Genomic DNA, 20337 nt, shown 5'->3' on the forward strand with positions numbered 1-20337 from the left:
CCCCGGTTCAGACCTGCCCGTCCTGCTCCAGCAGCCAGCGAGCCACGGCCCAGGTGGCCAGGCCGTCGTCGTGGTTGTAGCGGAAGATCTGGCGCAGGTTGTGGCGGCTGCCGCGGCCCGTGCCGTCGGCGATGCCGAGGCGCCACTGGCGCCACCACAGCAGGGCCCGGGCCCCATCCACGCCCTTCTGGCGCCAGCGGAAGCCCAGCCAACTGGCCACGGGCTTGAGGCCGTAGCCGTTCACCGGCAGCCACCAGTGGCGGCGGATGCGCTCGTGCACGTCCACCAGGCGGGCCTGCAGGGCGGCGATCTCCGCCTCGGTCGCCCCCTGGCGCTGGGCCATGCGCCGCAGGGCCAGGGATTCGGTCTCACCGAAGTGCAGCACCGGCCAGCCGGGATGCCGTTCCAGCAGCCCCCGCAGGCGGCGCCACAGGTGGGCCTCGCCGTGCTCCTGCAGCGCCAGCAGCGGCTGGTAGGGGGCCTGGAGCGGATCGCCCCAGGAGCCATCGGCGCCGCGGGCCAGCCGCACGAAGCCGTGCAGGAAGTCGTCGCGGGCGTCGGGGTCGGATTCGATGTCGTAGAAGAGCACCCCCGGGGCGCCGGCCAGCTCCGGCAGGGCCGGGGCGGGATCGCGGCGGCGGGGCACGCCGTCGCGCTGCACCCGGGCCTGGGTCACCAGCTGCTCGGCGATCTCGGCGTGCTGCTCGCCCCAGGCGCCGAGCCGCTCCGCCAGCTGCTGCGGGTCGCTGGCGGCCAGCTCCGGCAGGGTGGTGACCCCCAGCTCCAGCAGCATCTCGCGGCGCTTGGCGCCGATGCCGCTCACCTCGCTGAGGTGGCCCTCGCTGGCGGCCACCTGATCGCAGAGGCCGCGCCAGCTGCAGAGCACACACTTCTTGCGGTCCGCCACCAGCGGCGGCGCGGTGCTGCGGGCCAGGTCGTCGGCCAGGCGGGGCAGCACCTCCTCCAGCTGGCGCGGCAGGCTGCCGGTGAGGGCGAGCTCCTCGCGGCTGAGGCGCCGGCCGGCGCCGGCCAGCACCAGGGCGCTGGGCACGGCGCTGCCCTGCTCGACCGCCAGCAGCCGGGCCCAGTAGGCCAGCACCAGCCTGTGCTCACGGGTGAGGTTGCGGCCCTGGCGCGCCAGCACGGGCCGGTAGGCGTGCTCGCCCCAGCGACTGCGGCCCGCCACCCGCTGCAGCAGGGGCGGGTGGGCCTCCAGCGGCAGGCCATGGGGCCCCTCGGTCTTCAGACGCAGGCCCACCACCGCCGCGGCACCGGCGCTGGCGGCGGCGTCACCGCGGCCGGGGCGCTCGGGGAACAGGCTGGAGAAGCTGCGGCGCTGGTCGTCGAGCTGCAGGGCCCGGTGGGCGCTCCAGAGCCGTTGGTCGGGGTCGCCGTGGCGATCGAGCCAGGCCCGCCGCTTGCAGCGCAGCCAACTGCGCAGCAGCCGGTCGGTGAGCGGGGGGGCAGCCACGGGGCGGGGCGATCAACCCCGACGCTAGGGCGCAGCATCACGGGGAGCCGGGCGGAGCCCGGGTGGCCTGCCGACCCGCCGGCACCCGCGATCCCGCAGCCCCCCCGGCCGGCTGCTAGCACCATCCCCAATCGTCAGCGCCGCCGATGGCCTCTGCCCCCCTGCCCCTGGAGGCCAGCCCGATCGCCTTCGGCACCGATGGCTGGCGCGGCATCCTCGGGGTGGACATCACCGTGGAGCGCCTGCTGCCGGTGGCGGCCGCCGCGGCCCGCGAGCTGGAGTTCTCGGCCCCGGAGGGCCTGCGCAGCCGCGAGGTGGTGATCGGCTACGACCGCCGCTTCCTGGCCCCCGAGCTGGCGGAGGCCATCTGCAGCGCCGTGCGGGGGGCCGACCTGGTGCCGGTGCTGGCCGAGGCGCCGATCCCCACCCCCGCCGCCAGCTGGGCGGTGGTGGAGCGGGAGGCCCTCGGGGCCCTGGTGATCACCGCCAGCCACAACCCGCCCGAGTGGCTGGGCCTGAAGATCAAGGGCCCCTTCGGCGGCTCGGTGGAGGGCGACTTCACCGAGCGGGTGGAGCGGCGCCTGGAGGCCGGCGGCATCACGGTGCCGATCCCCGGGGAAACGCTCCGCTTCGACGCCATGGGCACCTACCTGGCGGGCCTGCAGGCCAAGGTCGACACCGCGGCCCTCAGTGCGGCCCTGCAGCGCCTGGGCTGGCAGGTGATTGTGGATCCGATGCACGGCTCGGCCGCCGGTGGCCTGAGCCGCCTGCTGAACGAGGCCGCCGCCAGCGACCACCTGCGCGAGATCCGGGCGACCCGTGACCCCCTGTTTGGCGGCAACCCGCCCGAGCCGCTGGCCCCCTACCTGCAGGAGCTGATCGCCGAGGTGCGCGCCTCCACCCTGGCGGGCCGGCCGGCGGTGGGCATCGTGTTTGACGGCGACGGCGACCGCATCGCCGCGGTGGACGAGCAGGGCCGCTTCTGCAGCACCCAGCTGCTGATGCCCCTGTTCATCGACCACCTGGCCGGCGCCAGGGGCCTGGGCGGCACGGTGATCAAGACCGTGAGCGGCTCCGACCTGATGCAGCTGGTGGCCGAGGGCCTGGGCCGGCCGGTGCTGGAGAAGGCCGTGGGCTTCAAGTACATCGCCGCCGAGATGCTGGCGGGGGACGTGCTGGTGGGCGGCGAGGAGTCGGGGGGGGTGGGCTTCGGCGGTCACCTGCCGGAGCGCGATGCCCTCTATGCCGCCCTGCTGCTGATCGAGGCCCTGGTGGAGGGCGGCCAGCCCCTGGGCGAGCGCCTGGATGCGCTGCAGGCCCGCTGCGGCGGCGCCGCCGCCTACGACCGCCTCGATCTGCGCCTGCCGGATATGGCCACCCGCCGGCGCCTGGAGGACGTCCTGGCGGCCACGCCGCCGGCCGAGGTGGCCGGCGCGCCGGTGCAGGAGGTGATCACCACCGACGGAGTGAAACTGCGCCTCGGCCCCAGCCACTGGCTGATGCTGCGCTTCTCCGGCACCGAACCGCTGCTGCGGCTCTACTGCGAGGCCCCCAGCCCCGAGCGGGTGGCCGCCGTGCTGCACTGGGCGCGGCAGCTCGCCGAGTCGATCTGAGCCGGCCGGCGCCCGGGCCGCTCGCCCGAGCCGCGCCTCACCCTCGCCACCGCCGGGCCCCGCCCGCTCTCCGCTCCATGTCCACCAGCCCTGCCTCAGCCGCGGCCCTCCGCGATCGCCCCACGGTGCTGGTGATCGCCAGCGGCAATGCCGGCAAGGTGCGCGAGTTCGCGGCGCTGCTTGCGGATCTGGGCCTGGAGATCCGGCCCCAGCCCGAGGGCCTGGAGGTGGAGGAAACGGGCCAGAGCTTCGCCGAGAACGCCCGCCTCAAGGCCGAGGCGGTGGCCCGCGCCACCGGGCACTGGGCCCTCGCCGACGACTCCGGCCTGAGCGTGGAGGCCCTCGGCGGGGCGCCGGGCATCCACTCGGCCCGCTACGCCGACAGCGACGCCGCCCGCATCGCCCGCCTACTGGAGGAGCTGGAGACAGCGCAGGCCGGGCCTGGCCGCAGCGGCGCCACCGCCAACCGCAACGCCCACTTCACCGCCGCCCTGGCCCTGGCCGATCCCAGTGGCGCCGTGGTGCTGGAGGTGGAGGGCCTGTGTCCCGGCACGATCCTGGAGGCGCCCCGCGGCGAGGGCGGCTTCGGCTACGACCCGGTGTTCTTCGTGCCGGAGGCCCAGCAGACCTTCGCCGAGATGGACCACGCCCGCAAGGCCGTGCTGGGCCACCGCGGCCGCGCCTTCGCCCTGCTGCGGCCGCGGCTGCAGGCGCTGCTGGCCGGAACCTGAGCCCCCCTGGCTCTTGGGCGCAGGTCCCTGCCCCCTGGGCCCAGCGAACCCCACGTCCAGGCCTCCGCAGAACCTGTACAGGCTGTACAGAACCTTGGACACTCCGTGGGCGCCAAGGCTCTCTGGACGCCAAGGCTCGCTCGACGCCACAGCTCTCCTGCCGCCAAGCACCCGCGGGGCGCCATGACCCCGCGGGACGACCGCTCAATCCCCCAGATCCGTGGCCAGGTCACCCACGGCGGGGAGCCAGCCCTGCAGCTGCCAGTCCACACAGCCGCTGGCCACGATCGGGTCCTGCCGCACCAGGGCGGCCGCGCTGGCGTAGTCCGCCGCCTGCAGCAGCAGCAGGCCGCCGCCACCGGGACGGCCCTCTCCATCCACCAGATAGCCGCTGCTGAGCCGCACCCCCCTGGCCCGCTGCTGCGCCACCCAGGCGCGGTGGGCCTCCAGGTGGGGACGGACCTCGGCGTGGGGAACCCGGAAGGTCTCGGTCTTGATGAACCAGGGCATGGCCCGCGTGCGGCGCTCTGCCTAGCCTGCAGACGCCGGGCGCAGAGCAGCGAGGGCGGCCGCCATGGGCAGCGAACCGAGCCGCCACACCAGGCCCACCGCAGGCCACCGCGCGGGCAGCGGCCCCGGCCTGGAGCCCCGCTTCGACGCCATCCCGGAGAACCCCTTCGTGGCGCCGCTGCCGGCGGACTTCCTCTGGGGCGTGGCCACCTCCGCCCACCAGGTCGATGGCCACACCACCCGCAACGACTGGGCCCACTTCGAGCGCCGGCCCGGGGTGATCCGCGATGGGGCCGTCAGTGGCCCGGCGGCCGACCACTGGAACCGCCTGGCGGAGGACACGGCCCTCATCCAGGAGCTGGGCGCCAATGCCCACCGACTGTCGATCGAGTGGAGCCGGCTGGAACCGGAGCCCGGCCGCTGGGACGCGGCGGCCTGGCAGCACGCCGTCATCGAACTCGAGCTGCTGCGGGCCGCCGGCATCGAGCCGATGGTGACGCTGCTGCACTTCACGCTTCCCGGCTGGCTGGCGGAGCGGGGCGGCCTGACGGCACCGGACTTCCCCCAGCGGCTGGAGGCCTTCGCCGCCGAGGCCGGACGGCGCCTGGGTCCCCTGGTGCGGCTCTGGTGCACCGTCAATGAGCCGAACGTGCAGATGCTCTACGGCTACGTGACCGGCCAGTGGCCGCCGGGCCTGCGGGATCCCGCCCGGGCCGTGCGGGCCTTCGCCGGCCTGCTGCAGGGCCATGCGCTGGCGGCCCGGGCCCTGCGGGCCGCGCGGCCCGATGCCCGCATCGGCGCGGCCGTGCACCTGGTGCTGGTGGAGCCGCTGCGGCGCTGGTGGGCCATGGACCGGCTCGCCGCCAGCCAGGTGGAGAAGGGCTTCAACTGGCCCTTCTACGACGCGGTGCGCGATGGGGTGATCCGGCTGCGGCTACCGGGCTTCCCGCCGCTGGAGGAGCCCATGGCAGAGCTGCTCGGCTCCGCCGACTTCGTGGGGATCAACTACTACCGGCGCAACCTGGTGGGATTCGATCCGGGCGAGCCCGGCTGGGCGGGCCTGCACCAGGGGCCGGGCCTGCGCAGCGACGCCGGCGTGGAGATGCACCCCCAGGGGCTGCTGCAGCTGCTGCGCCGGGCCTGGACCCGCTACGGCCTGCCGCTGATCGTCACCGAGAACGGCGTGGCCGATGCCGGCGGCCAGCTGCGCCCCAGCTACCTGCGCGCCCACACCTATGCCCTGGCCTGTGCGGCCGCCGAGGGCATCCCGGTGCAGGGCTACTTCCACTGGTCGCTGCTGGACAACTTCGAGTGGACCGACGGCTACACGCTGCGCTTCGGGCTGTACCGGGTGGACTTCGCCAGCCAGAAGCGCATCCCGGGCCCGGGGGCCGAGGAGTTCCGGCGGCTGGCGGGCCTGCTGCGGGCGGGCGCAGACCAGGAGAGCAGCGAAGCGGGAGGCCCGGGGGGCAGCGAAGCGGACGGCCCTCAGGCCTGAGCCCAGCTGCCGTGCAGGCCGTGGGGAATCGCCAGGGGCAGCTCCAGCACCGCCACCTCCGCCAGGGAGGCGGCATCCAAAATCACCAGATCGCTGGCGCAGCGGGCCCCGTTCCAGACCAGGCACAGCACCCAGCCACTGTCTTCTGCCAGGCCCACTTCGGCAACGCCCACCTCGGCGGAACTCACCTCAGCGGAACTCCCCACAGCCGTTACCCCCGGCCGGGGCACCATCACCGGCTCGCTCACGAAGCCGCGCGGCGCGGCGCTCCAGAGGCGGCGCTCCCCCGTCAGTAGATCCAGCTTCTCGATCGCCTGCAGGGGGGCGTTGCCCTGCTCGGCTTCGGTCACGGCCATCCAGGCGTAGCGGGCCTCCAGGCCCACCCGGGCCGGGTTCACCATGGCGAACTCACAGGTGCGCGGCTCCAGCAGCTCGCTGCGGGCGGTGCCGGCGGCCAGGTCGAGGCGGCAGCGCAGCAGCTGGCCGGCGGGGATGGTGTCGAAGTCCACGGCGCGGAAATCGACGCCCGGGGCGATGGAGGGGAAGTCGGGGTAGACGATCGAATCCACCACCAGCTCGCCCGTGGCCCCGTCTTCGAAGGCGTTGAGGTGGTGGAACACGAAGCCCTCGGGGGCGGGGATCTGCAGGGGCTGGCGGCCGGCCTGGCTGCCGCCCTCGCGGGGAATCAGCCAGAACTGGCCCGCCTCGCCGGGCTTGGAGCTCAGGCACTGGGCCGCGCCCTTCTGGCCCAGCACGAAGCCGGTGGGGTTGAAGGCCACGGCGTTCTGCAGGAACACCGCCCAGTTGGGGGTGATGGCGAAGTCGTGCAGGAAGGCGAAGCCCTTGAAGCGGTGGCTGGAGTCAGCCAGCACCTGGCCGGCCTGGACGGCGGGCAGGCCAGCCGCGGCCGGCTGATCGGCGCTGGCGAACTCCAGCAGCCGGATCGTGCTGCTGGGGCCGGTCTTGACGCCGAAGGTCACCATCCGCGGGCCGCCGTGGTGGCCGGGATCGAAGCGGGGGTGGGCGCTGAAGGCCTCACCGGGCTTGAGCAGGCCCTCCAGCCGCGAGAGGCCGCGGGTCTCGAGGCTGTCGGGATCGAGGGCGTGGGGCTCGGCCGCCTCCCACAGGGCCAGCAGCTGCTCGCCCAGACGCACCACGTGGGTGTTGGCGATGTTCTTGAGCCGCAGGTCGAAGGCGTTGGCCAGCACGCCACCAGGCTTCTGGGTGCCGAACACGCCCCGGTAAAGCACGCGATCGGCCTGCTCCTCCGCCAGCCAGCCCTCGGTGCGCACGAAGCGGTTGCGCAGCTGCGCCTGGCCGTCCGCAAAGCGCAGGGAGGTGATCATCCCATCGCCATCGAAGGGGTGATGCACCCAGTGGCCGCCCCGCTCCAGGCGGCCCGGGCCGTTGCGGTACAGCGTGCCCACCAGCCCCGGCGGAATCGTGCCGCGGGCGGCCGTGAGCTCCACCCCCTCGAGCTCCACGCCCACGTTGCGGAAGGCACTGGCCCAGTCGGCGCGGTCGTAGGCGGGCGCTGCCGCCCGGGCAGTGGCGTCGACCTGGGCGGTACCGGCAGCGGTCATGGCGGGAGCGGGCGGGCCCTCCATCATCCCGTAACGGAGTGTTAAGAGCGGGTGGGGATGCCCGTCGCCGGTCCTCAGGCCCCGGCCCGCTCCAGCACCCCCTTGCTGCTCGGCACCGCCCCGGCCCGGCGCGGATCGATCTCCACCGCCAGCCGCAGGGCCCGGGCGAAGGCCTTGAAGGCCGCCTCCACGATGTGGTGCGAGTTGGCCCCATCCAGCTGGCGGACGTGCAGGGTGAGGCCGGAGTTGTTCGCCACCGCCACGAAGAACTCCTTCACCAGCTCCGTGTCGTAGGTGCCGATCTTCTGGCTGGGGATCTGCAGGCTGTAGCTGAGGTGCGGACGGCCGGAGCAGTCCAGGGCCACCTGCACCAGGGCCTCATCCAGGGGCGCCACGAAGTGGCCGAAGCGGTGGATGCCGCGGCGGTCGCCCAGGGCCTGGGCCAGCGCCTGGCCGACGGCGATGCCCACGTCCTCGTTGGTGTGGTGGTCGTCGATGTGGGTGTCGCCCGTGGCCTGGATCTCCAGGTCGATCAGCCCGTGGCTGCTGATCTGATGGAGCATGTGGTCGAGGAACGGCACGCCAGTGCTCGCCTGGCAGCGGCCCGTGCCGTCGAGGTCGAGTTGCACGCGCACGTCGGTCTCGCCGGTGACGCGGTGGATCATGCCGGTGCGCATGGCTGCCTCCGCCCTGGGGGCGCTGGATCGGAGGCCTCGATCATGCCGGCACGCGGAGCGGCAGCGACGACCGGGCGACGGACTACGGTTAAACCGAACTTATCGGCGGCCTCGATGTCAAAAGCACAACTAATGGCTTTTCTGGCCAAGGCCCAGGCCAGCCCCGACCTCCAGCAGCGGATCGATGCCGCCGCCGATGCCAGCGCCGTGACGGCCCTCGCCCGCGAGGAGGGCTTCCTGTTCTCCCCCGCCAGCCTCGCCCGTCACCTGCGGGGCTGAGCCCTCACATGCCGGTGATGCAATAGCCGGCATCCACGTAGATCACCTGGCCAGTGATGCCCGAAGCCAGCGGGCTGGCCAGGAAGGCCGCCGTGCCGCCCACCTCCTCCTGGGTCACGGTGCGGCGCAGCGGAGCCTTCCCCTCCACGTTGTGGATCATGTCGAGGATGCCGCCGATGGCACTGCTGGCCAGGGTGCGGATCGGACCGGCGCTGATGGCGTTCACCCGCACCTGCTGCTCGGGGCCCAGCTCAGCTGCGAGATAGCGCACGGAGGCCTCCAGGGCCGCCTTGGCCACGCCCATCACGTTGTAGTTGGGGATGGCCCGCTCGGCCCCCAGGTAGCTGAGGGTGATCACGCTGGCGCCTGGGTTGAACAGGGGCTTGGCGTGGCGGCACAGGGGCGCCAGGGAGTAGGCGCTCACCTCCAGGGCCCTGGCGAAGCCCTCGGGGCTGATGGCGCTGTAGTCGCCGATCAGTTCCTCCTTGCCGGCGAAGGCCAGGCAGTGCACCAGCACGTCGATCGAGCCCCACTGCTCCTTCACCCGGGCGAACACGGCCTCGATCTGGGCCGGGTCCTGCACGTTCAGAGGCTCGAACAGGCTGGGGGCCAGCGGCGCCGTGAGATCACGCACCTTGCCCTCGAAGCGCCCCTTCTCATCCGGCAGGTAGGTGACCCCCAGCTCGGCCCCGGCCGCGTGCAGCTGCTGGGCAATGCCCCAGGCGATCGACTTGTTGTTGGCGATGCCGGTGACGAGGGCCTTCTTGCCGCGCAGATCGAGGAGCATCGGAGGAGCGGAGGGGGTGAGGTCGTCAGGCCGGCTGGCCTGACGGACGGTGCAATCGGGCGATTCTCCCCCAACCCGGGTCCACCGCCCCTGGCCCCGGCGGCGGCGGCCCCCCTCCAGCCGCGGCCAGCCGCCAGGATCAGCCGCCACGCCAGTGCGCCGCCGTGCCGGAGTTCCCCCAGGTCGATCGCCCCAGGTCCAGCCCGGCCGGCCCGGCCACCGCAGCGTCGGCGTCGCCCCTCGTGGGGGTGCCGCTGGCCTGGCCCGCCGCCGCGGACGACCTGCCGCGCCGGTTCCCCTCCCGGGCCGCCCTGGCCGCGGAGCTGCAGCGCCAGTTCCCCGCCGCCCTGGGCCCCGGGCCGGGCCAGCCGCCGGCCGCCGGCCTGAGCCCGATCCCGGGGGGCCGCCGCGCCGCGGAAGCACGCCTGGCCGCCATCGCGCCGGACCGCTACGGCCGCAGCCGCAACCACCTGGAGGGCGGCGTGACCCGCCTCTCGCCCTACATCCGCCATGGCGTGCTGACCCTGGCGGAGGTGCGCGACGCCGTGTTCACCTGGCTGCAGGGCAGCGGCCGCCCCAGGCGGGAGGCCGAGAAGCTGATCAACGAGCTGGGCTGGCGCGACTACTGGCAGCGCCTCTGGCGCCAGCGCGGCGACGCCATCTGGCACGACCTGGAACCGCTCAAGACCGGCCACGCCCCCAGCGCCTACGCCGCCGAACTACCGGACGACCTGCGCCACGGCCGCACGGGCCTGGCCTGCATGGACGCCTTCAGCGCCGAGCTCACCGGAACCGGCTGGCTGCACAACCACGCCCGGATGTGGCTGGCGGCCTACGTGGTGCACTGGCGCCGGGTGCGCTGGCAGGCGGGCGCCCGCTGGTTCCTGCAGCACCTGCTTGACGGCGACCCCGCCAGCAACAACCTGAGCTGGCAGTGGGTGGCCAGCAGCTTCAGCACCAAGCCCTACCTCTTCAACCGCGCCAACCTGGAGCGCTACGGCGGCGGCCCGTTCTGCGCCGGCTGCAGCGCCGCCGCGGCCGGCACCTGCCCGTTCGAGGCCAGCTACGAGGAGCTCCAGGCGCAGCTGTTCGCCCCCGGTGCCCAGCCCATCCCCGCCGGGTCCCCCTCAGGATCCGTGGATCCGAGCAGCAGCGCCGGCGGAGCACCGGCCGCGGCGCTGCCCTCCCGCCCGATCCTCTGGATCCACGGCGAGGCCCTGGGCCCCGCCAACCCCGCCCTGCGGGCCAACCCCGGCCAGCCGGCCCTGTTCGTATTCGACGACGCCCTGATCGCCGGCCAGACCGCCACCAGCGGCGATGGCAGCAACGCGGGTGGGGCTGCCAGCCCCCTGAGCCTCAAGCGCCTGGCCTTCCTGCAGGAGTGCCTGCTGGAGCTGCCGGTCACGATCCGCCGCGGCGACGTGGCCGCCGAGCTGCTGGCCTTCGCCCACCGCCACGGGGCCGACGCCATCGTCACCAGCGCCGGCGTGGACCCGCGCTTCGAGGCGATCCGCACCCGGCTGGCGACCGCCCTGCCGGTGCAGGTGCTGCCCCCCGAGCCCTTCGTGGCGCTCGCGGAGAAGGAGACGGATCTGGGGCGCTTTGGCCGCTACTGGCGCCGCGCCGAACCCAGGGTCTGGGCCGGCGTCCCCGTCCAGGGGGCCTGAAGCCCAGCCCCCGCACCGGCCCAGCCAGCCGGCCCGGGAGCCCCGTCACCCCGCCCGACGGGCCCCCAGCCGCTCAGGGCTGGGGGCCCGCCGCGCCGTCAGCCCCGCGCAGCAGCGCCTCCTCCTGCTCGCGCACCTCGGCGGCCGGCGCCAGCAGGTCGGGCTCCTCCAGCAGCGGGAAGCGCTCGACCCGCACCTCGGCGGCGCGGCGGGGCGGCTCCAGCCACTGCCAGCGGCTGCGCGGCGCCCGGGCCCGGCAGAGGGCCTCCAGCTCCCGGCGCAGGGCGCGGCGCACATCCGCGCGGCCCACCGCCTCGAAGAACTCGGCGCGGCTGGCCACCCCCGAGCTGAAGGGGGCCGTGCCGTTGCCGTTGAAGAGCCGGGCCGGATCCACCAGCCAGCGGGGGCGGCAGGTGCCCCGCTGGCTGGTGTCGGTCTCGAGCCAGAGGTGCAGGCCGTAGCCGTCGGGCTGGCTCACCACCGCCAGGCCGTCGTGGGGCTGGACGCGCTGCAGGGGGTAGATCGCCCAGCTGGCCCGGCGGTGAGCCGGCACGCAGCCCGCCAGCAGCAGCCCCGCGAGGGCAAGGGGCAGCAACGGCTGGGGCCGGGCGGGCCCTCGGGGGGTCGGCGCTGGCGGCACGGCGGACGACGCAATCGCAGGGATCCTGGCGGACTGGCCCCGCTGGCTTGGCTGCCCAGGCGACAATCCGGGCGCCACGCCGGGAAGCCCCTTCCAGCCCGCGCCAGACCGGGGGATCCCGCAGCCCAGCCGCCGAGCCAAGCCACCCCGCCCCGTCCCCTCCCAGCCCATGGTCCTGACCCCCTCCACGATGCTGCCGCTGGGCACGCCCCTGCCCGCCTTCCGGCTGCCGCGGGTGACCGGCCTCGCGGCGCCTGCAGGCCCCGACCCCGCCACCGCCACCACGGCCGCCGGCCCCGACCCCACCCTCAGCGCCCCGCTGGACTCCCACGACCTGGCGGGCCGGCCGCTGCTGGTGCTGTTCCTGTGTGCCCACTGCCCCTTCGTGAAGCACATCGAGCCCGAGATCGGGCGCCTGGAGCGCGACTACGGCGATCGTCTGCAGATCGTGGCCATCGCCAGCAACAGCACCCTCACCCACCCCCAGGACGGGCCCGAAGGCCTGCGGCAGCAGGCCGAGCGCCAGGGCTGGCGCTTCCCCTACCTGGTTGACGCCGACCAGAGTGCAGCCCGGGCCTTCCGGGCGGCCTGCACGCCGGATCCGTTCCTGTTCGACGCGGAGCAGCGGCTGGTGTACCGGGGCCAGCTGGATGCCAGCCGTCCCGGCCATGGCCTGGCCTGCGACGGCCGGGACCTGCGGGCCGCCCTTGACGCCCTGCTGGCGGGGGAGCCGGTGAACCCGGAGCAACAGCCCGCGATCGGCTGCAACATCAAGTGGCACCCGGGCCAGGCACCGTCCTGGGGCTGAAGCAACACCCGGACGCGGGGCTTAAGGTTGCCTTCATGCAGGTGCCTCCCTTCAGTCTCACCGACCAGCTTCATCACCTGGGTGAGGCCCTCGATGACGCCGTCTTGCAGGTGTTGCGCAGCGGCCAGTACATCGGCGGCGGCGTGATCGCCGCCTTTGAGGCCGCCTTCGCCGAGGCCACCGGCTCCCCCCACGCCATCGGCTGCAACAGCGGCACCGATGCCCTGATCCTGGCCCTGCGGGGCCTGGGCATCGGCCCCGGCGACGAGGTGATCACCTGCTCCTTCAGCTTCTTCGCCACCGCCGAGGCCATCAGCGCCGTGGGCGCCACGCCGGTGTTCGTGGATGTGGAACCCAGCTCCTATCTGATCGATCTGGATCAGCTGGAGGCCGCCATCACGCCGGCCACCAAGGTGCTGCTGCCGGTGCACCTGTTCGGCCGGCCGGTGGACATGGAGCGGGTGTGCGCCATCGCCGCCCGCCACGGCCTCAAGGTGGTGGAGGACTGCGCCCAGGCCAGCGGCGCCAGCTGGGCCGGCCGGCCCGTGGGCAGCTGGGGCGACGCGGGCTGCTTCAGCTTCTTCCCCACCAAGAACCTGGGCGGCGCCGGCGATGGCGGTGCCGTCACCTGCCGCGACGAGGGCCTGGCCCGGCAGATCCGTGAGCTGGCGGTGCACGGCATGCCGCGCCGCTACCTGCACACCTCCCTCGGCTACAACAGCCGCCTCGATGCCATCCAGGCGGCGGTGCTGAACGTGAAGCTGCCGCACCTGGAGCGCTGGATCGCCCAGCGCCGGGCCGTGGCCGCGCGCTACCGCCAGGGGCTCCACGCCGCCACGGCCATCCAGCTGCCGGAGGCCGGCCCCGATGGCCACAGCTGGAACCAGTTCGTGGTGCGGGTGCCCGCCTGCCCCGGTGGGACCGCCAGCTGCGGCGGCGGCTGCAGCCCCTCCGCCGACAGCGCCGATTTCGGGCTACCCGAGGCCGCCTGCCGCGACTGGCTCAAACAGCGTCTCCAGGACGCCGGCGTCACGACGATCATCTATTACCCGATCCCCATCCACCGGCAACCGGCCTACGCGGAACTGGGCTACGGGCCGGGCTCCCTGCCCGTCACCGAGCGCCTCTGCGGCGAGGTGCTGAGCCTGCCGATCTTCCCGGAACTGAGCGAAGCCCAGCAGCAGCGCGTGATCGAGGTCCTGGGGGAGCTGGCGGGTGCCTGCACCGGCGCCATCCCCGCGGGCCAGCCGGCGGGGGCCGCCGTCGCGGCCTGACGGACCGGAACCGGAGGCTCAGGCCTTCGGCAGGCTGGCGTAGAGGGCCTTGAAGCGCGCCTGCTGCAGCTTGTGGTTCACGGTCGGGGCCGGGTAGCCGCGGCGCTCCAGCGGGGCGATCTCGCCGCTGAGCAGGTCCCGGGTGGCCACGTGGCGCAGCTCCGGCAGCCAGGTGCGGATGTAGGTGGCGTCGGGGTCGAACTTGGAGGCCTGGGTGGCGGGGTTGAAGATGCGCAGGGGCTTGGGGTCCATGCCGCTGCTGGCGCTCCACTGCCAGCCGCCGTTGTTGGCCGCCAGATCGCCATCCACCAGCCGCGCCATGAAGGCGGTCTCGCCCCAGCGCCAGTCGCAGATCAGATCCTTCACCAGGTAGGAGGCCACCACCATGCGGCAGCGGTTGTGCATCCAGCCGCTGGCGTTGAGCTGGCGCATCGCCGCATCCACGAACGGCTGGCCGGTGAGCCCCTCACACCAGGCCTCATAGCGGCCCTGGTGGTTCTCCCAGGGGAAGTGCTTCCACTGGGGCCGGTAGGGGCCCTCCGCCAGCTCGGGGAAGTGGAACAGGGCCTGCTGATAGAACTCGCGCCAGGCCAGCTCCTGCTCCCACACCCCGATCGAAGCGAGGGCCTCGGTGCCCCGGCCCAGCTGCTCAGCGGTGGCGCGGGCCGCCTGGGCCCCGGCCCAGGCCTGGCGGGGGCTGAGGGTGCCGAACTTGAGCGCCGCGCTCAGGGCGGAGGTGCCGGCCTCGCCAGGCAGGTTGCGGCCGGGTTCGTAGCCCAAGAGGGGGATGGCCGGACCGCTCGCCCCATCGCAGAAGGCCTGCAGCTGGGCCAGCGCCGCCGCCTCCCCCGGCCGGCAGGGGCACAGGTCCGCGCCGGCAAAGGGCGTGCCGAACGTGTCCGCCGGCGGCACATCCTCCAGCAGGGGCAACTGGGTCCAGAGGGAGCGTCCAGGCTCGGGCAGGGCCTCCGGCGCCACGTCCACCAAGGCCGTGGGGGTCGCCACCGGCTCCAGGCCTCCCGCCAGGGCCGATCCACCAGCCTCCGCCTTGCGCTCCAGCTGGCCGCGCCAGTTGCGCAGGAACGGCCCGTAGACCCGGTAGGGGTCGCCGGCTCCGGTGCGCAGGGCCTCGGGCGCCACCAGCAGCTGGTCCCAGTCCACCAGCACCCGCCGGCCGGCGGCCTGGAGGGCCGCCGCCACCTGGCGGTCGCGCTCGCGGCCGTAGGGCTCCACATCCCGGTTCCAGGCCACCACCTCGGCGCCGAGGGCCTCGGCCAGCCGCGGCAGCTCCCGGGCCGGATCGCCCTGCAGCAGCAGCAGCCGGCTGCCGGCGGCCCGCCAGCGTTGGGCCAACTCCCGCAGGCTCTCGAGCAGGAACCACAGCCGCGCCGGGGCCAGATCCGGCGCCGCCAGCAGGGCCGGATCGAGCACGAACACCCCCGTCACCGCCGGGGTGGCGGCGGCGGCGGCGGCGAGGCCCAGGTTGTCGGCCAGGCGCAGGTCGCGCCGGTGCCAGAAGATCCAGCGGGGTGGGGTCATGCGGTGCCGGGGCGATGGATCGGGGTCTGGCTCAGATCCCCAGCAGCTGCTTGGCCCGCAGCCAGGCGGTCACGCTCTTGCCATCGAGGTATTCATCGCCGCTGGCCAGGGCCGCATCCAGCTCGGCGGGCTCCAGCAGCAGCACCTCCAGGTCCTCGTCGTCGTCGCCGGGGGGACGCTCGCTCAGCTCAGAGAGCTCCCGGGCCAGGAACAGGTGGATCACCTCATCGGAGTAGCCGGGGCAGGGCAGCATCGCCCCGAGGGGATCCCAGCGGCTGGCGCTGTAGCCCGCCTCCTCCTGCAGCTCCCGCTGCATGGTGCTGAGGGGGTCCTCACCCGGATCGAGGGTGCCGGCGGGGAACTCCAGCAGGCGGGCGGCCACGGCGAAGCGGTACTGGCGCAGCAGCACCACCCGGCCGTCATCGAGCACCGGCACCGCCAGGGAGGCTCCGGGGTGGCGGATGATCCCGAAGCTGCCCTCCACCCCCATGGGCAGCAGCACCCGGTTCACCTCAAAGCGCAGCTTGCGGGCGTCCAGGGCGGCGGTGGTCTCCAGGTGGCGCGCGGGCTCGGGGGCGGGCAGGGGCGCCATGGGGCGGGGGCGGCGGATCGGGCCAGCATGGCGCAGGCAGGCGGACGGGCCGCTGAGTCCGGCCCGCTCACTCGGGCCAGCCGGGGCGGCCGGGCAGGCGCGCTGGAGGGGCCTCGGGCAGCTGGGGCAGCAGCGCCGCCAGCAGAGCGCCGCAGCTGGGGGCGGGATCGGGTCCGGTGGTTAGAGCCGGGTCAGGGTCCATGGAGCCCTGCTCCACAGCGGGGCTGGGAACCACCAGCGCCGGATCCAGCGCCGCCAGGGGCGCCAGCACGAAGCTCCGCTGCGCCAGCCGCGGATGGGGCAGCGTCAGCTCCGGGGCCTGCAGCTGCAGCGCTCCCCACCAGAGCAGGTCGAGATCGAGGGTGCGAGGGCCCCAGGGCTCCAGCCGCAGGCGCCCGAAGCGCTGCTCCAGCTCCTGCAGGTCCGCCAGCAGGGCCCGGGCGGCAGTGGAGCTGGGCTCCAGGGGGGCCGCAGCCTCCGCCAGCAGCACCGCATTCAGGTAGGGCGGCTGGCCCGGCGGCCCGCCCACCGGCTCGGTGCGGAACAGGGGCGACCAGCGCAGCCGCCCAGGCCACGGGCCCAGGTGGCGCCCCACCAGCGCGGCCAGCAGGGGCCGCACCGCCAGCAGGGTGGCCAGGGGGTCGCCGAGGTTCGCCCCCAGGGCGATGGCCAGGCCGGGGTCCCCCGGCCCGGGCGCCCCGGGCTGATCAGCGAGACTGGCGCTCACAGTGACGGGCCCGGGCCTCCCCATGGTTGCAAGCGGATCGGCGGCAAGCGGATCGGTCGCCGGCGGATCAGCGAGCCGCGGCACCGCCTCCAGCGCCGCCGCGGCCCGGGCCTTTCCCCTGGCCGCCATCACCGGCCACGGCACCCTGAAGCTGGCCCTGCTGCTGGCGGCCGTGGATCCCGGCCTGGGCGGGGTCGTGATCGCCGGTGGCCGCGGCACCGGCAAGTCCGTGCTGGCCCGCGGCCTGCACGCCCTGCTCCCCCCCATCGACGTGCTCGACCTGGGCAGCGGAACCGGCGGCGGCACCCCCCTCAACGCCCTCAACATCGATCCCCAGCGGCCCGACGACTGGGACGCGGCCACCTGCGCCCGCCTCACCGAGCTGGGTGCCGACCCCACGGGCGCCGATGCCAGCGCCCTGCTGCCCACCAAGGTGATCCCGGCGCCCTTCGTGCAGGTGCCCCTCGGCATCACCGAAGACCGGCTGGTGGGCTCCGTGGACGTGACGGCCTCCCTGGCCAGCGGCCAGGCCGTGTTCCAGCCCGGCCTGCTGGCGGAAGCCCACCGGGGCGTGCTCTACGTGGACGAGCTCAACCTGCTCGACGACAACATCACCAACCTGCTGCTGGCAGCGGTGGGCTCAGGCGAAAACCGGATCGAGCGGGAGGGCCTGAGCCTGTCGCACCCCTGCCGCTGCCTGCTGATCGCCACCTACAACCCCGAGGAGGGGGCCGTGCGCGATCACCTGCTGGATCGCTTCGCCATTGCCCTCAGCGCCAACCAGGTGCTGGAGCTGGACCAGCGGGTGGAGATCACCCGCTCGGCCATGGCCCAGGCCGAATCGAGCGATGCCTTCCGCGCCAAGTGGCAGGAGGAAACGGACGCCCTGGCGACCCAGCTGCTGCTGGCCCGCCAGTGGCTGCCGGATGTGCAGATCGCGCGCGAGCAGATCGCCTACCTGGTGAACGAGGCCCTGCGGGGCGGCGTGGAGGGCCACCGCAGCGAGCTCTATGCCGTGCGGGTGGCCCGGGCCCATGCGGCCCTGAGCGGCCGCGACCGGGTGGAGGCCGACGACCTGCAGGTGGCCGTGCGGCTGGTGATCGCCCCCCGGGCCCTGCAGCTGCCGCCCCCCGATCCCGACCAGCCGATGGAGCCGCCGCCGCCGCCCCCGCCGCAGGGCGAGCAGGAGCCGGAGCAGCCCGAGCCCCCGGAGAACGAGCAGGAGCCCGACGAACCGGACGACCAGGACGACAACGAGGAGGACGACGACACCCCCGACGACCAGGCGCCCCCCTCGATCCCCGAGGAGTTCCTGCTGGATCCCGAGGCCATCGCCATCGACCCCGACCTGCTGCTGTTCAACGCCGGCAAGGCGAAGAGCGGCGGCAGCGGCAGCCGCGCCGTGGTGTTCAGCGATTCCCGCGGCCGCTACGTGAAGCCGATGCTGCCCCGCGGGCCGGTGAAGCGCATCGCCGTGGATGCCACCCTGCGGGCGGCGGCGCCCTACCAGAAATCGCGCCGCGAGCGGGAGCCCCACCGCACGGTGATCGTGGAGGACGGCGACCTGCGGGCCAAGCAGCTGCAGCGCAAGGCCGGCGCCCTGGTGATCTTCCTGGTGGATGCCAGCGGTTCGATGGCGCTGAACCGCATGCAGAGCGCCAAGGGGGCCGTGATCCGGCTGCTCACCGAGGCCTACGAAAACCGCGACGAGGTGGCCCTGATCCCCTTCCGCGGCGAGCAGGCCGAGGTGCTGCTGCCCCCCACCCGCTCGATCACCGCCGCGCGCCGGCGGCTGGAATCGATGCCCTGCGGCGGCGGCTCACCGCTGGCCCACGGCCTCTCGCAGGCGGCGCGGGTGGCGGCCAATGCCCTGGCCACGGGCGATCTGGGCCAGGTGGTGGTGGTGGCGATCACCGACGGCCGCGGCAACGTGCCCCTCAGCCGCTCCCTGGGCCAGCCCCAGCTGGAGGGGGAGGAGCCGGTGGACCTCAAGGAGGAGGTGAAGCAGGTGGCCAGCCGCTACCGGGCCCTGGGCATCAAGCTGCTGGTGATCGACACCGAGCGCAAGTTCATCGGCAGCGGCATGGGCAAGGACCTGGCCGAGGCCGCCGGCGGCAAATACGTGCAGCTGCCCAAGGCCAGCGATCAGGCCATCGCCGCCATCGCCATGGAGGCGATCAGCGGGGTGTGACCCGCGAGTCCCCAAGGGGGCCTGGTGCCTGGCCGGGGGGCGGAGCTATCAGCGGTTGGGCCCTGCCGCCGCCCGGTCCTTGGCGGCTCCGGTCTGGGCCGGGTAGAGCTCCTCGAAGAACTTGCCGAGGCCCACGGCCACGCTGCGGATCCCATCCATGAACTGGGGATCGGCCGAGAGCTTGTTCACATCGCCCCCCACCGCCTCCCAGCGGGCGGTGAGCTTCTCGGCATTGGCGGCGGTGGACTTGAGCTGGCCGATGGTCTGGGGGTTGTCGAAGGCGGAGACGATGTTGTTGAGGTGCTTCGTCGCCCGGGCCGCATCGGCGGTGGCGCGGTTGAGGTTGGTCAGGGTGGGGTCGGCCTTCTTCACCGCCGCGTTGAGCTCCTTCACCAGCCCCTGGCTGTCCCGCAGGAAGCGGTCGGCCTGCTTGGAGGTGGTATCGAAGCTGCGGGTGGTCTCGGCCAGCTTGGACACGAGCTTCTCCTTGTCCGCCTGATCCAGCAGCCGCTGCATCATCGCGGTCACCGTGGAGAGGGTGGCGGCACTCTCCCCCGTCAGCTCTCCGCCGGCGCAGAGGATCGTCTTGGCATCACAGGACTGGGAGCGGGGGCCGGGGGTGCCGGGTCCCGGGGCCGAGCCGCCGGTGAGCAGCGCCACCATGGCGTCGCCGCCCAGCAGCGAGGCCGCCTGCACCTCCGCCATCACGGGGCGGGCCAGGCGCAGCTCGGGGTCCTGGATCTCCAGCTCGGCCACCACCGCATCGGACTGGGCCTCCAGCCGCCGCACGGTGCCCACCACCACGCCCCGGTAGGTCACCGAGGAGCGCTCCGCCAGGCCGGCGGCATCGGGGAAGCGCACCTTCACGGTCCAGTTGCGGCCGGAGATGTTCACGCCCTTGATCCAGAGCCAAATCCCGGCGGCCCCGGCCACCCCCGCCAGCAGGGTGAAGCCCACGATCGCCTCTCGCACACTGCGGCGCATGGATCAGAGCTCCGCAGGCTGCATCGGGCCCTCAAGGCTACCCGTCCTGAACTGCTCCACGTAGGCGTTGTCACTCACCTGGAAGTCCTCCACGGAGCCCCGCCAGCGCAGCAGCCCGTCGTAGAGCAGCACCACCCGCTCGGCCGAGCGCAGGATCGTGCTCATCACGTGGCTCACCACCACCGAGGCGCCGCCGGCCACCTCCGTGGCGCGCACCATCAGGTCCTCGATGCGGGTGCAGGCCACCGGGTCCAGGCCCGCGGTGGGCTCATCGAAGAGCAGCAGCGGCTGCAGGCCCGCGGGCTGGCTGGGATCCTCGATCAGGGCGCGGGCGAAGCTCACCCGCTTCTGCATGCCGCCGCTGAGCTCGCCGGGCAGCAGGTCCTCCACGCCGTAGAGGCCCACGGCCTCCAGGGCCCGGCTCACCCGCTCCCGGATCTCGCGCTCCGGGATCCGGCTATGGCGGTAGAGCAGGAAGCCCACGTTCTCCTGCACGCTGAGGGAGGCCAGCAGGGCCGGGTTCTGGAACACCAGGCGCACGTCCGGCGGATGGCGCTGGTCCAGGCGCAGGTAGGTCTGGGGAACGCCGTGGATGCGCAGCTCGCCGGTGGTGGGCAGCATCAGGCCGGCCAGCACCCGCAGGATCGTCGACTTGCCGGCGCCCGAGGGGCCCACCACCGCCAGCCGCTCGCCGGGCTCGAGCCGCAGGTCCACCCCATCGAGCACGGTGTTGCTGCCCCAGCGCACCGACACCCCCCGCATCTCC

19 protein-coding genes are annotated in these 20337 nt (G+C 73.9%); 8 read left to right on the plus strand and 11 right to left on the minus strand.

What is annotated here, in order from left to right; genetic code table 11:
* Nucleotides 1-7: 7 nt before the first annotated feature.
* Nucleotides 8-1471, minus strand: a complete 1464-nt coding sequence (locus ACLV7J_RS07935; protein ID WP_411868553.1) for a TM0106 family RecB-like putative nuclease — start codon at nt 1469-1471, stop codon at nt 8-10.
* Between the two features lie 146 nt (nt 1472-1617).
* Between ACLV7J_RS07935 and ACLV7J_RS07940 the strand changes: the two genes are divergently transcribed.
* Together ACLV7J_RS07940 and rdgB are read left to right on the plus strand one after the other, a co-directional pair.
* Nucleotides 1618-3084: a phosphoglucomutase/phosphomannomutase family protein gene (locus tag ACLV7J_RS07940; RefSeq protein ID WP_411868554.1), complete on the plus strand. Its 1467-nt coding sequence runs from the start codon at nt 1618-1620 to the stop codon at nt 3082-3084.
* A gap of 77 nt (nt 3085-3161) precedes the next feature.
* Nucleotides 3162-3815: an RdgB/HAM1 family non-canonical purine NTP pyrophosphatase gene (gene rdgB / locus ACLV7J_RS07945; protein ID WP_411868555.1), complete on the plus strand. Its 654-nt coding sequence runs from the start codon at nt 3162-3164 to the stop codon at nt 3813-3815.
* 204 nt (nt 3816-4019) lie between these two features.
* Here rdgB and ACLV7J_RS07950 read toward each other — a convergent pair whose 3' ends face one another.
* Nucleotides 4020-4325 carry a YciI family protein gene (locus ACLV7J_RS07950; RefSeq protein WP_411868556.1) on the minus strand — a complete coding sequence of 102 codons (306 nt, stop codon included), beginning with the start codon at nt 4323-4325 and terminating at the stop codon, nt 4020-4022.
* 64 nt (nt 4326-4389) lie between these two features.
* Between ACLV7J_RS07950 and ACLV7J_RS07955 the strand changes: the two genes are divergently transcribed.
* Nucleotides 4390-5823, plus strand: coding sequence for a glycoside hydrolase family 1 protein (locus ACLV7J_RS07955; protein WP_411868557.1), 1434 nt, complete (start codon nt 4390-4392; stop codon nt 5821-5823).
* On the opposite strand, the gene ACLV7J_RS07960 is transcribed toward ACLV7J_RS07955, so the two are convergent.
* Both ACLV7J_RS07960 and hisB read right to left on the minus strand, forming a co-directional pair.
* Nucleotides 5814-7406: a carotenoid oxygenase family protein gene (locus tag ACLV7J_RS07960; protein WP_411868558.1), complete on the minus strand. Its 1593-nt coding sequence runs from the start codon at nt 7404-7406 to the stop codon at nt 5814-5816. The two genes, ACLV7J_RS07955 and ACLV7J_RS07960, sit on opposite strands and share 10 nt — an antisense overlap.
* Nucleotides 7407-7480: 74 nt before the next feature.
* Nucleotides 7481-8083: an imidazoleglycerol-phosphate dehydratase HisB gene (gene hisB / locus ACLV7J_RS07965; RefSeq protein ID WP_411868559.1), complete on the minus strand. Its 603-nt coding sequence runs from the start codon at nt 8081-8083 to the stop codon at nt 7481-7483.
* Nucleotides 8084-8197: 114 nt separating this feature from the next.
* Here hisB and ACLV7J_RS07970 point away from each other — a divergent pair, with 114 nt between their 5' ends.
* Nucleotides 8198-8362 carry a Nif11-like leader peptide family natural product precursor gene (locus ACLV7J_RS07970; protein WP_411868560.1) on the plus strand — a complete coding sequence of 55 codons (165 nt, stop codon included), beginning with the start codon at nt 8198-8200 and terminating at the stop codon, nt 8360-8362.
* A gap of 4 nt (nt 8363-8366) precedes the next feature.
* On the opposite strand, the gene fabI is transcribed toward ACLV7J_RS07970, so the two are convergent.
* Complete coding sequence (gene fabI / locus ACLV7J_RS07975; RefSeq protein WP_411868561.1) at nt 8367-9149, minus strand: enoyl-ACP reductase FabI; 783 nt, start codon at nt 9147-9149, stop codon at nt 8367-8369.
* Between the two features lie 164 nt (nt 9150-9313).
* Here fabI and ACLV7J_RS07980 point away from each other — a divergent pair, with 164 nt between their 5' ends.
* Nucleotides 9314-10816 carry an FAD-binding domain-containing protein gene (locus ACLV7J_RS07980; protein ID WP_411868562.1) on the plus strand — a complete coding sequence of 501 codons (1503 nt, stop codon included), beginning with the start codon at nt 9314-9316 and terminating at the stop codon, nt 10814-10816.
* A 73-nt stretch (nt 10817-10889) separates the two neighbouring features.
* Here the strand turns inward: ACLV7J_RS07980 and ACLV7J_RS07985 are convergent, their stop codons facing one another.
* Entirely contained in the window at nt 10890-11411 is a 522-nt protein-coding gene (locus ACLV7J_RS07985) for a hypothetical protein (RefSeq protein WP_411868563.1), read from the minus strand.
* Between the two features lie 214 nt (nt 11412-11625).
* Here ACLV7J_RS07985 and ACLV7J_RS07990 point away from each other — a divergent pair, with 214 nt between their 5' ends.
* Both ACLV7J_RS07990 and ACLV7J_RS07995 read left to right on the plus strand, forming a co-directional pair.
* Complete coding sequence (locus ACLV7J_RS07990; RefSeq protein ID WP_411868564.1) at nt 11626-12264, plus strand: thioredoxin family protein; 639 nt, start codon at nt 11626-11628, stop codon at nt 12262-12264.
* Nucleotides 12265-12299: 35 nt separating this feature from the next.
* Nucleotides 12300-13538 carry a DegT/DnrJ/EryC1/StrS family aminotransferase gene (locus ACLV7J_RS07995; protein WP_411868565.1) on the plus strand — a complete coding sequence of 413 codons (1239 nt, stop codon included), beginning with the start codon at nt 12300-12302 and terminating at the stop codon, nt 13536-13538.
* Nucleotides 13539-13556: 18 nt separating this feature from the next.
* On the opposite strand, the gene ACLV7J_RS08000 is transcribed toward ACLV7J_RS07995, so the two are convergent.
* The 3 genes from ACLV7J_RS08000 to folK form a co-directional block, all read right to left on the minus strand.
* Nucleotides 13557-15077 carry an FAD-binding domain-containing protein gene (locus tag ACLV7J_RS08000; RefSeq protein WP_411868566.1) on the minus strand — a complete coding sequence of 507 codons (1521 nt, stop codon included), beginning with the start codon at nt 15075-15077 and terminating at the stop codon, nt 13557-13559.
* 31 nt (nt 15078-15108) lie between these two features.
* Entirely contained in the window at nt 15109-15669 is a 561-nt protein-coding gene (locus tag ACLV7J_RS08005; RefSeq protein WP_411868567.1) for an NUDIX domain-containing protein, read from the minus strand.
* Between the two features lie 67 nt (nt 15670-15736).
* Nucleotides 15737-16396: a 2-amino-4-hydroxy-6-hydroxymethyldihydropteridine diphosphokinase gene (folK, locus tag ACLV7J_RS08010; protein ID WP_411868568.1), complete on the minus strand. Its 660-nt coding sequence runs from the start codon at nt 16394-16396 to the stop codon at nt 15737-15739.
* A 22-nt stretch (nt 16397-16418) separates the two neighbouring features.
* Between folK and bchD the strand changes: the two genes are divergently transcribed.
* Complete coding sequence (bchD, locus tag ACLV7J_RS08015) at nt 16419-18587, plus strand: magnesium chelatase ATPase subunit D (RefSeq protein WP_411868569.1); 2169 nt, start codon at nt 16419-16421, stop codon at nt 18585-18587.
* A gap of 48 nt (nt 18588-18635) precedes the next feature.
* Here bchD and ACLV7J_RS08020 read toward each other — a convergent pair whose 3' ends face one another.
* Nucleotides 18636-19571 (minus strand): MlaD family protein, encoded by a 936-nt coding sequence (locus ACLV7J_RS08020; protein WP_411868570.1) that lies wholly within the window; start codon nt 19569-19571, stop codon nt 18636-18638.
* A 3-nt stretch (nt 19572-19574) separates the two neighbouring features.
* Nucleotides 19575-20333 carry an ABC transporter ATP-binding protein gene (locus ACLV7J_RS08025; protein ID WP_411868596.1) on the minus strand — a complete coding sequence of 253 codons (759 nt, stop codon included), beginning with the start codon at nt 20331-20333 and terminating at the stop codon, nt 19575-19577.
* Nucleotides 20334-20337: the final 4 nt, after the last annotated feature.

The sequence above is a fragment of the Vulcanococcus limneticus LL genome, from assembly GCF_943369875.1.
In the GTDB taxonomy this organism is placed as follows: Bacteria; Cyanobacteriota; Cyanobacteriia; order PCC-6307; family Cyanobiaceae; genus Vulcanococcus; species Vulcanococcus limneticus_A.

Bases quoted from the DNA above. Each gene is read 5' to 3' on its own strand.
- ACLV7J_RS07990 (WP_411868564.1), top strand. From the start codon at position 11,626: ATGGTCCTGACCCCCTCCACGATGCTGCCGCTGGGCACGCCCCTGCCC.
- ACLV7J_RS07970 (WP_411868560.1), top strand. From the start codon at position 8,198: ATGTCAAAAGCACAACTAATGGCTTTTCTGGCCAAGGCCCAGGCCAGC.
- ACLV7J_RS08020 (WP_411868570.1), bottom strand. From the start codon at position 19,571: ATGCGCCGCAGTGTGCGAGAGGCGATCGTGGGCTTCACCCTGCTGGCG.
- ACLV7J_RS07940 (WP_411868554.1), top strand. From the start codon at position 1,618: ATGGCCTCTGCCCCCCTGCCCCTGGAGGCCAGCCCGATCGCCTTCGGC.
- ACLV7J_RS07955 (WP_411868557.1), top strand. From the start codon at position 4,390: ATGGGCAGCGAACCGAGCCGCCACACCAGGCCCACCGCAGGCCACCGC.
- ACLV7J_RS07995 (WP_411868565.1), top strand. From the start codon at position 12,300: ATGCAGGTGCCTCCCTTCAGTCTCACCGACCAGCTTCATCACCTGGGT.
- fabI (WP_411868561.1), bottom strand. From the start codon at position 9,149: ATGCTCCTCGATCTGCGCGGCAAGAAGGCCCTCGTCACCGGCATCGCC.
- bchD (WP_411868569.1), top strand. From the start codon at position 16,419: ATGGTTGCAAGCGGATCGGCGGCAAGCGGATCGGTCGCCGGCGGATCA.
- ACLV7J_RS07950 (WP_411868556.1), bottom strand. From the start codon at position 4,325: ATGCCCTGGTTCATCAAGACCGAGACCTTCCGGGTTCCCCACGCCGAG.
- rdgB (WP_411868555.1), top strand. From the start codon at position 3,162: ATGTCCACCAGCCCTGCCTCAGCCGCGGCCCTCCGCGATCGCCCCACG.
- ACLV7J_RS08005 (WP_411868567.1), bottom strand. From the start codon at position 15,669: ATGGCGCCCCTGCCCGCCCCCGAGCCCGCGCGCCACCTGGAGACCACC.
- hisB (WP_411868559.1), bottom strand. From the start codon at position 8,083: ATGCGCACCGGCATGATCCACCGCGTCACCGGCGAGACCGACGTGCGC.
- ACLV7J_RS08025 (WP_411868596.1), bottom strand. From the start codon at position 20,333: ATGCGGGGGGTGTCGGTGCGCTGGGGCAGCAACACCGTGCTCGATGGG.
- ACLV7J_RS07960 (WP_411868558.1), bottom strand. From the start codon at position 7,406: ATGACCGCTGCCGGTACCGCCCAGGTCGACGCCACTGCCCGGGCGGCA.
- ACLV7J_RS08000 (WP_411868566.1), bottom strand. From the start codon at position 15,077: ATGACCCCACCCCGCTGGATCTTCTGGCACCGGCGCGACCTGCGCCTG.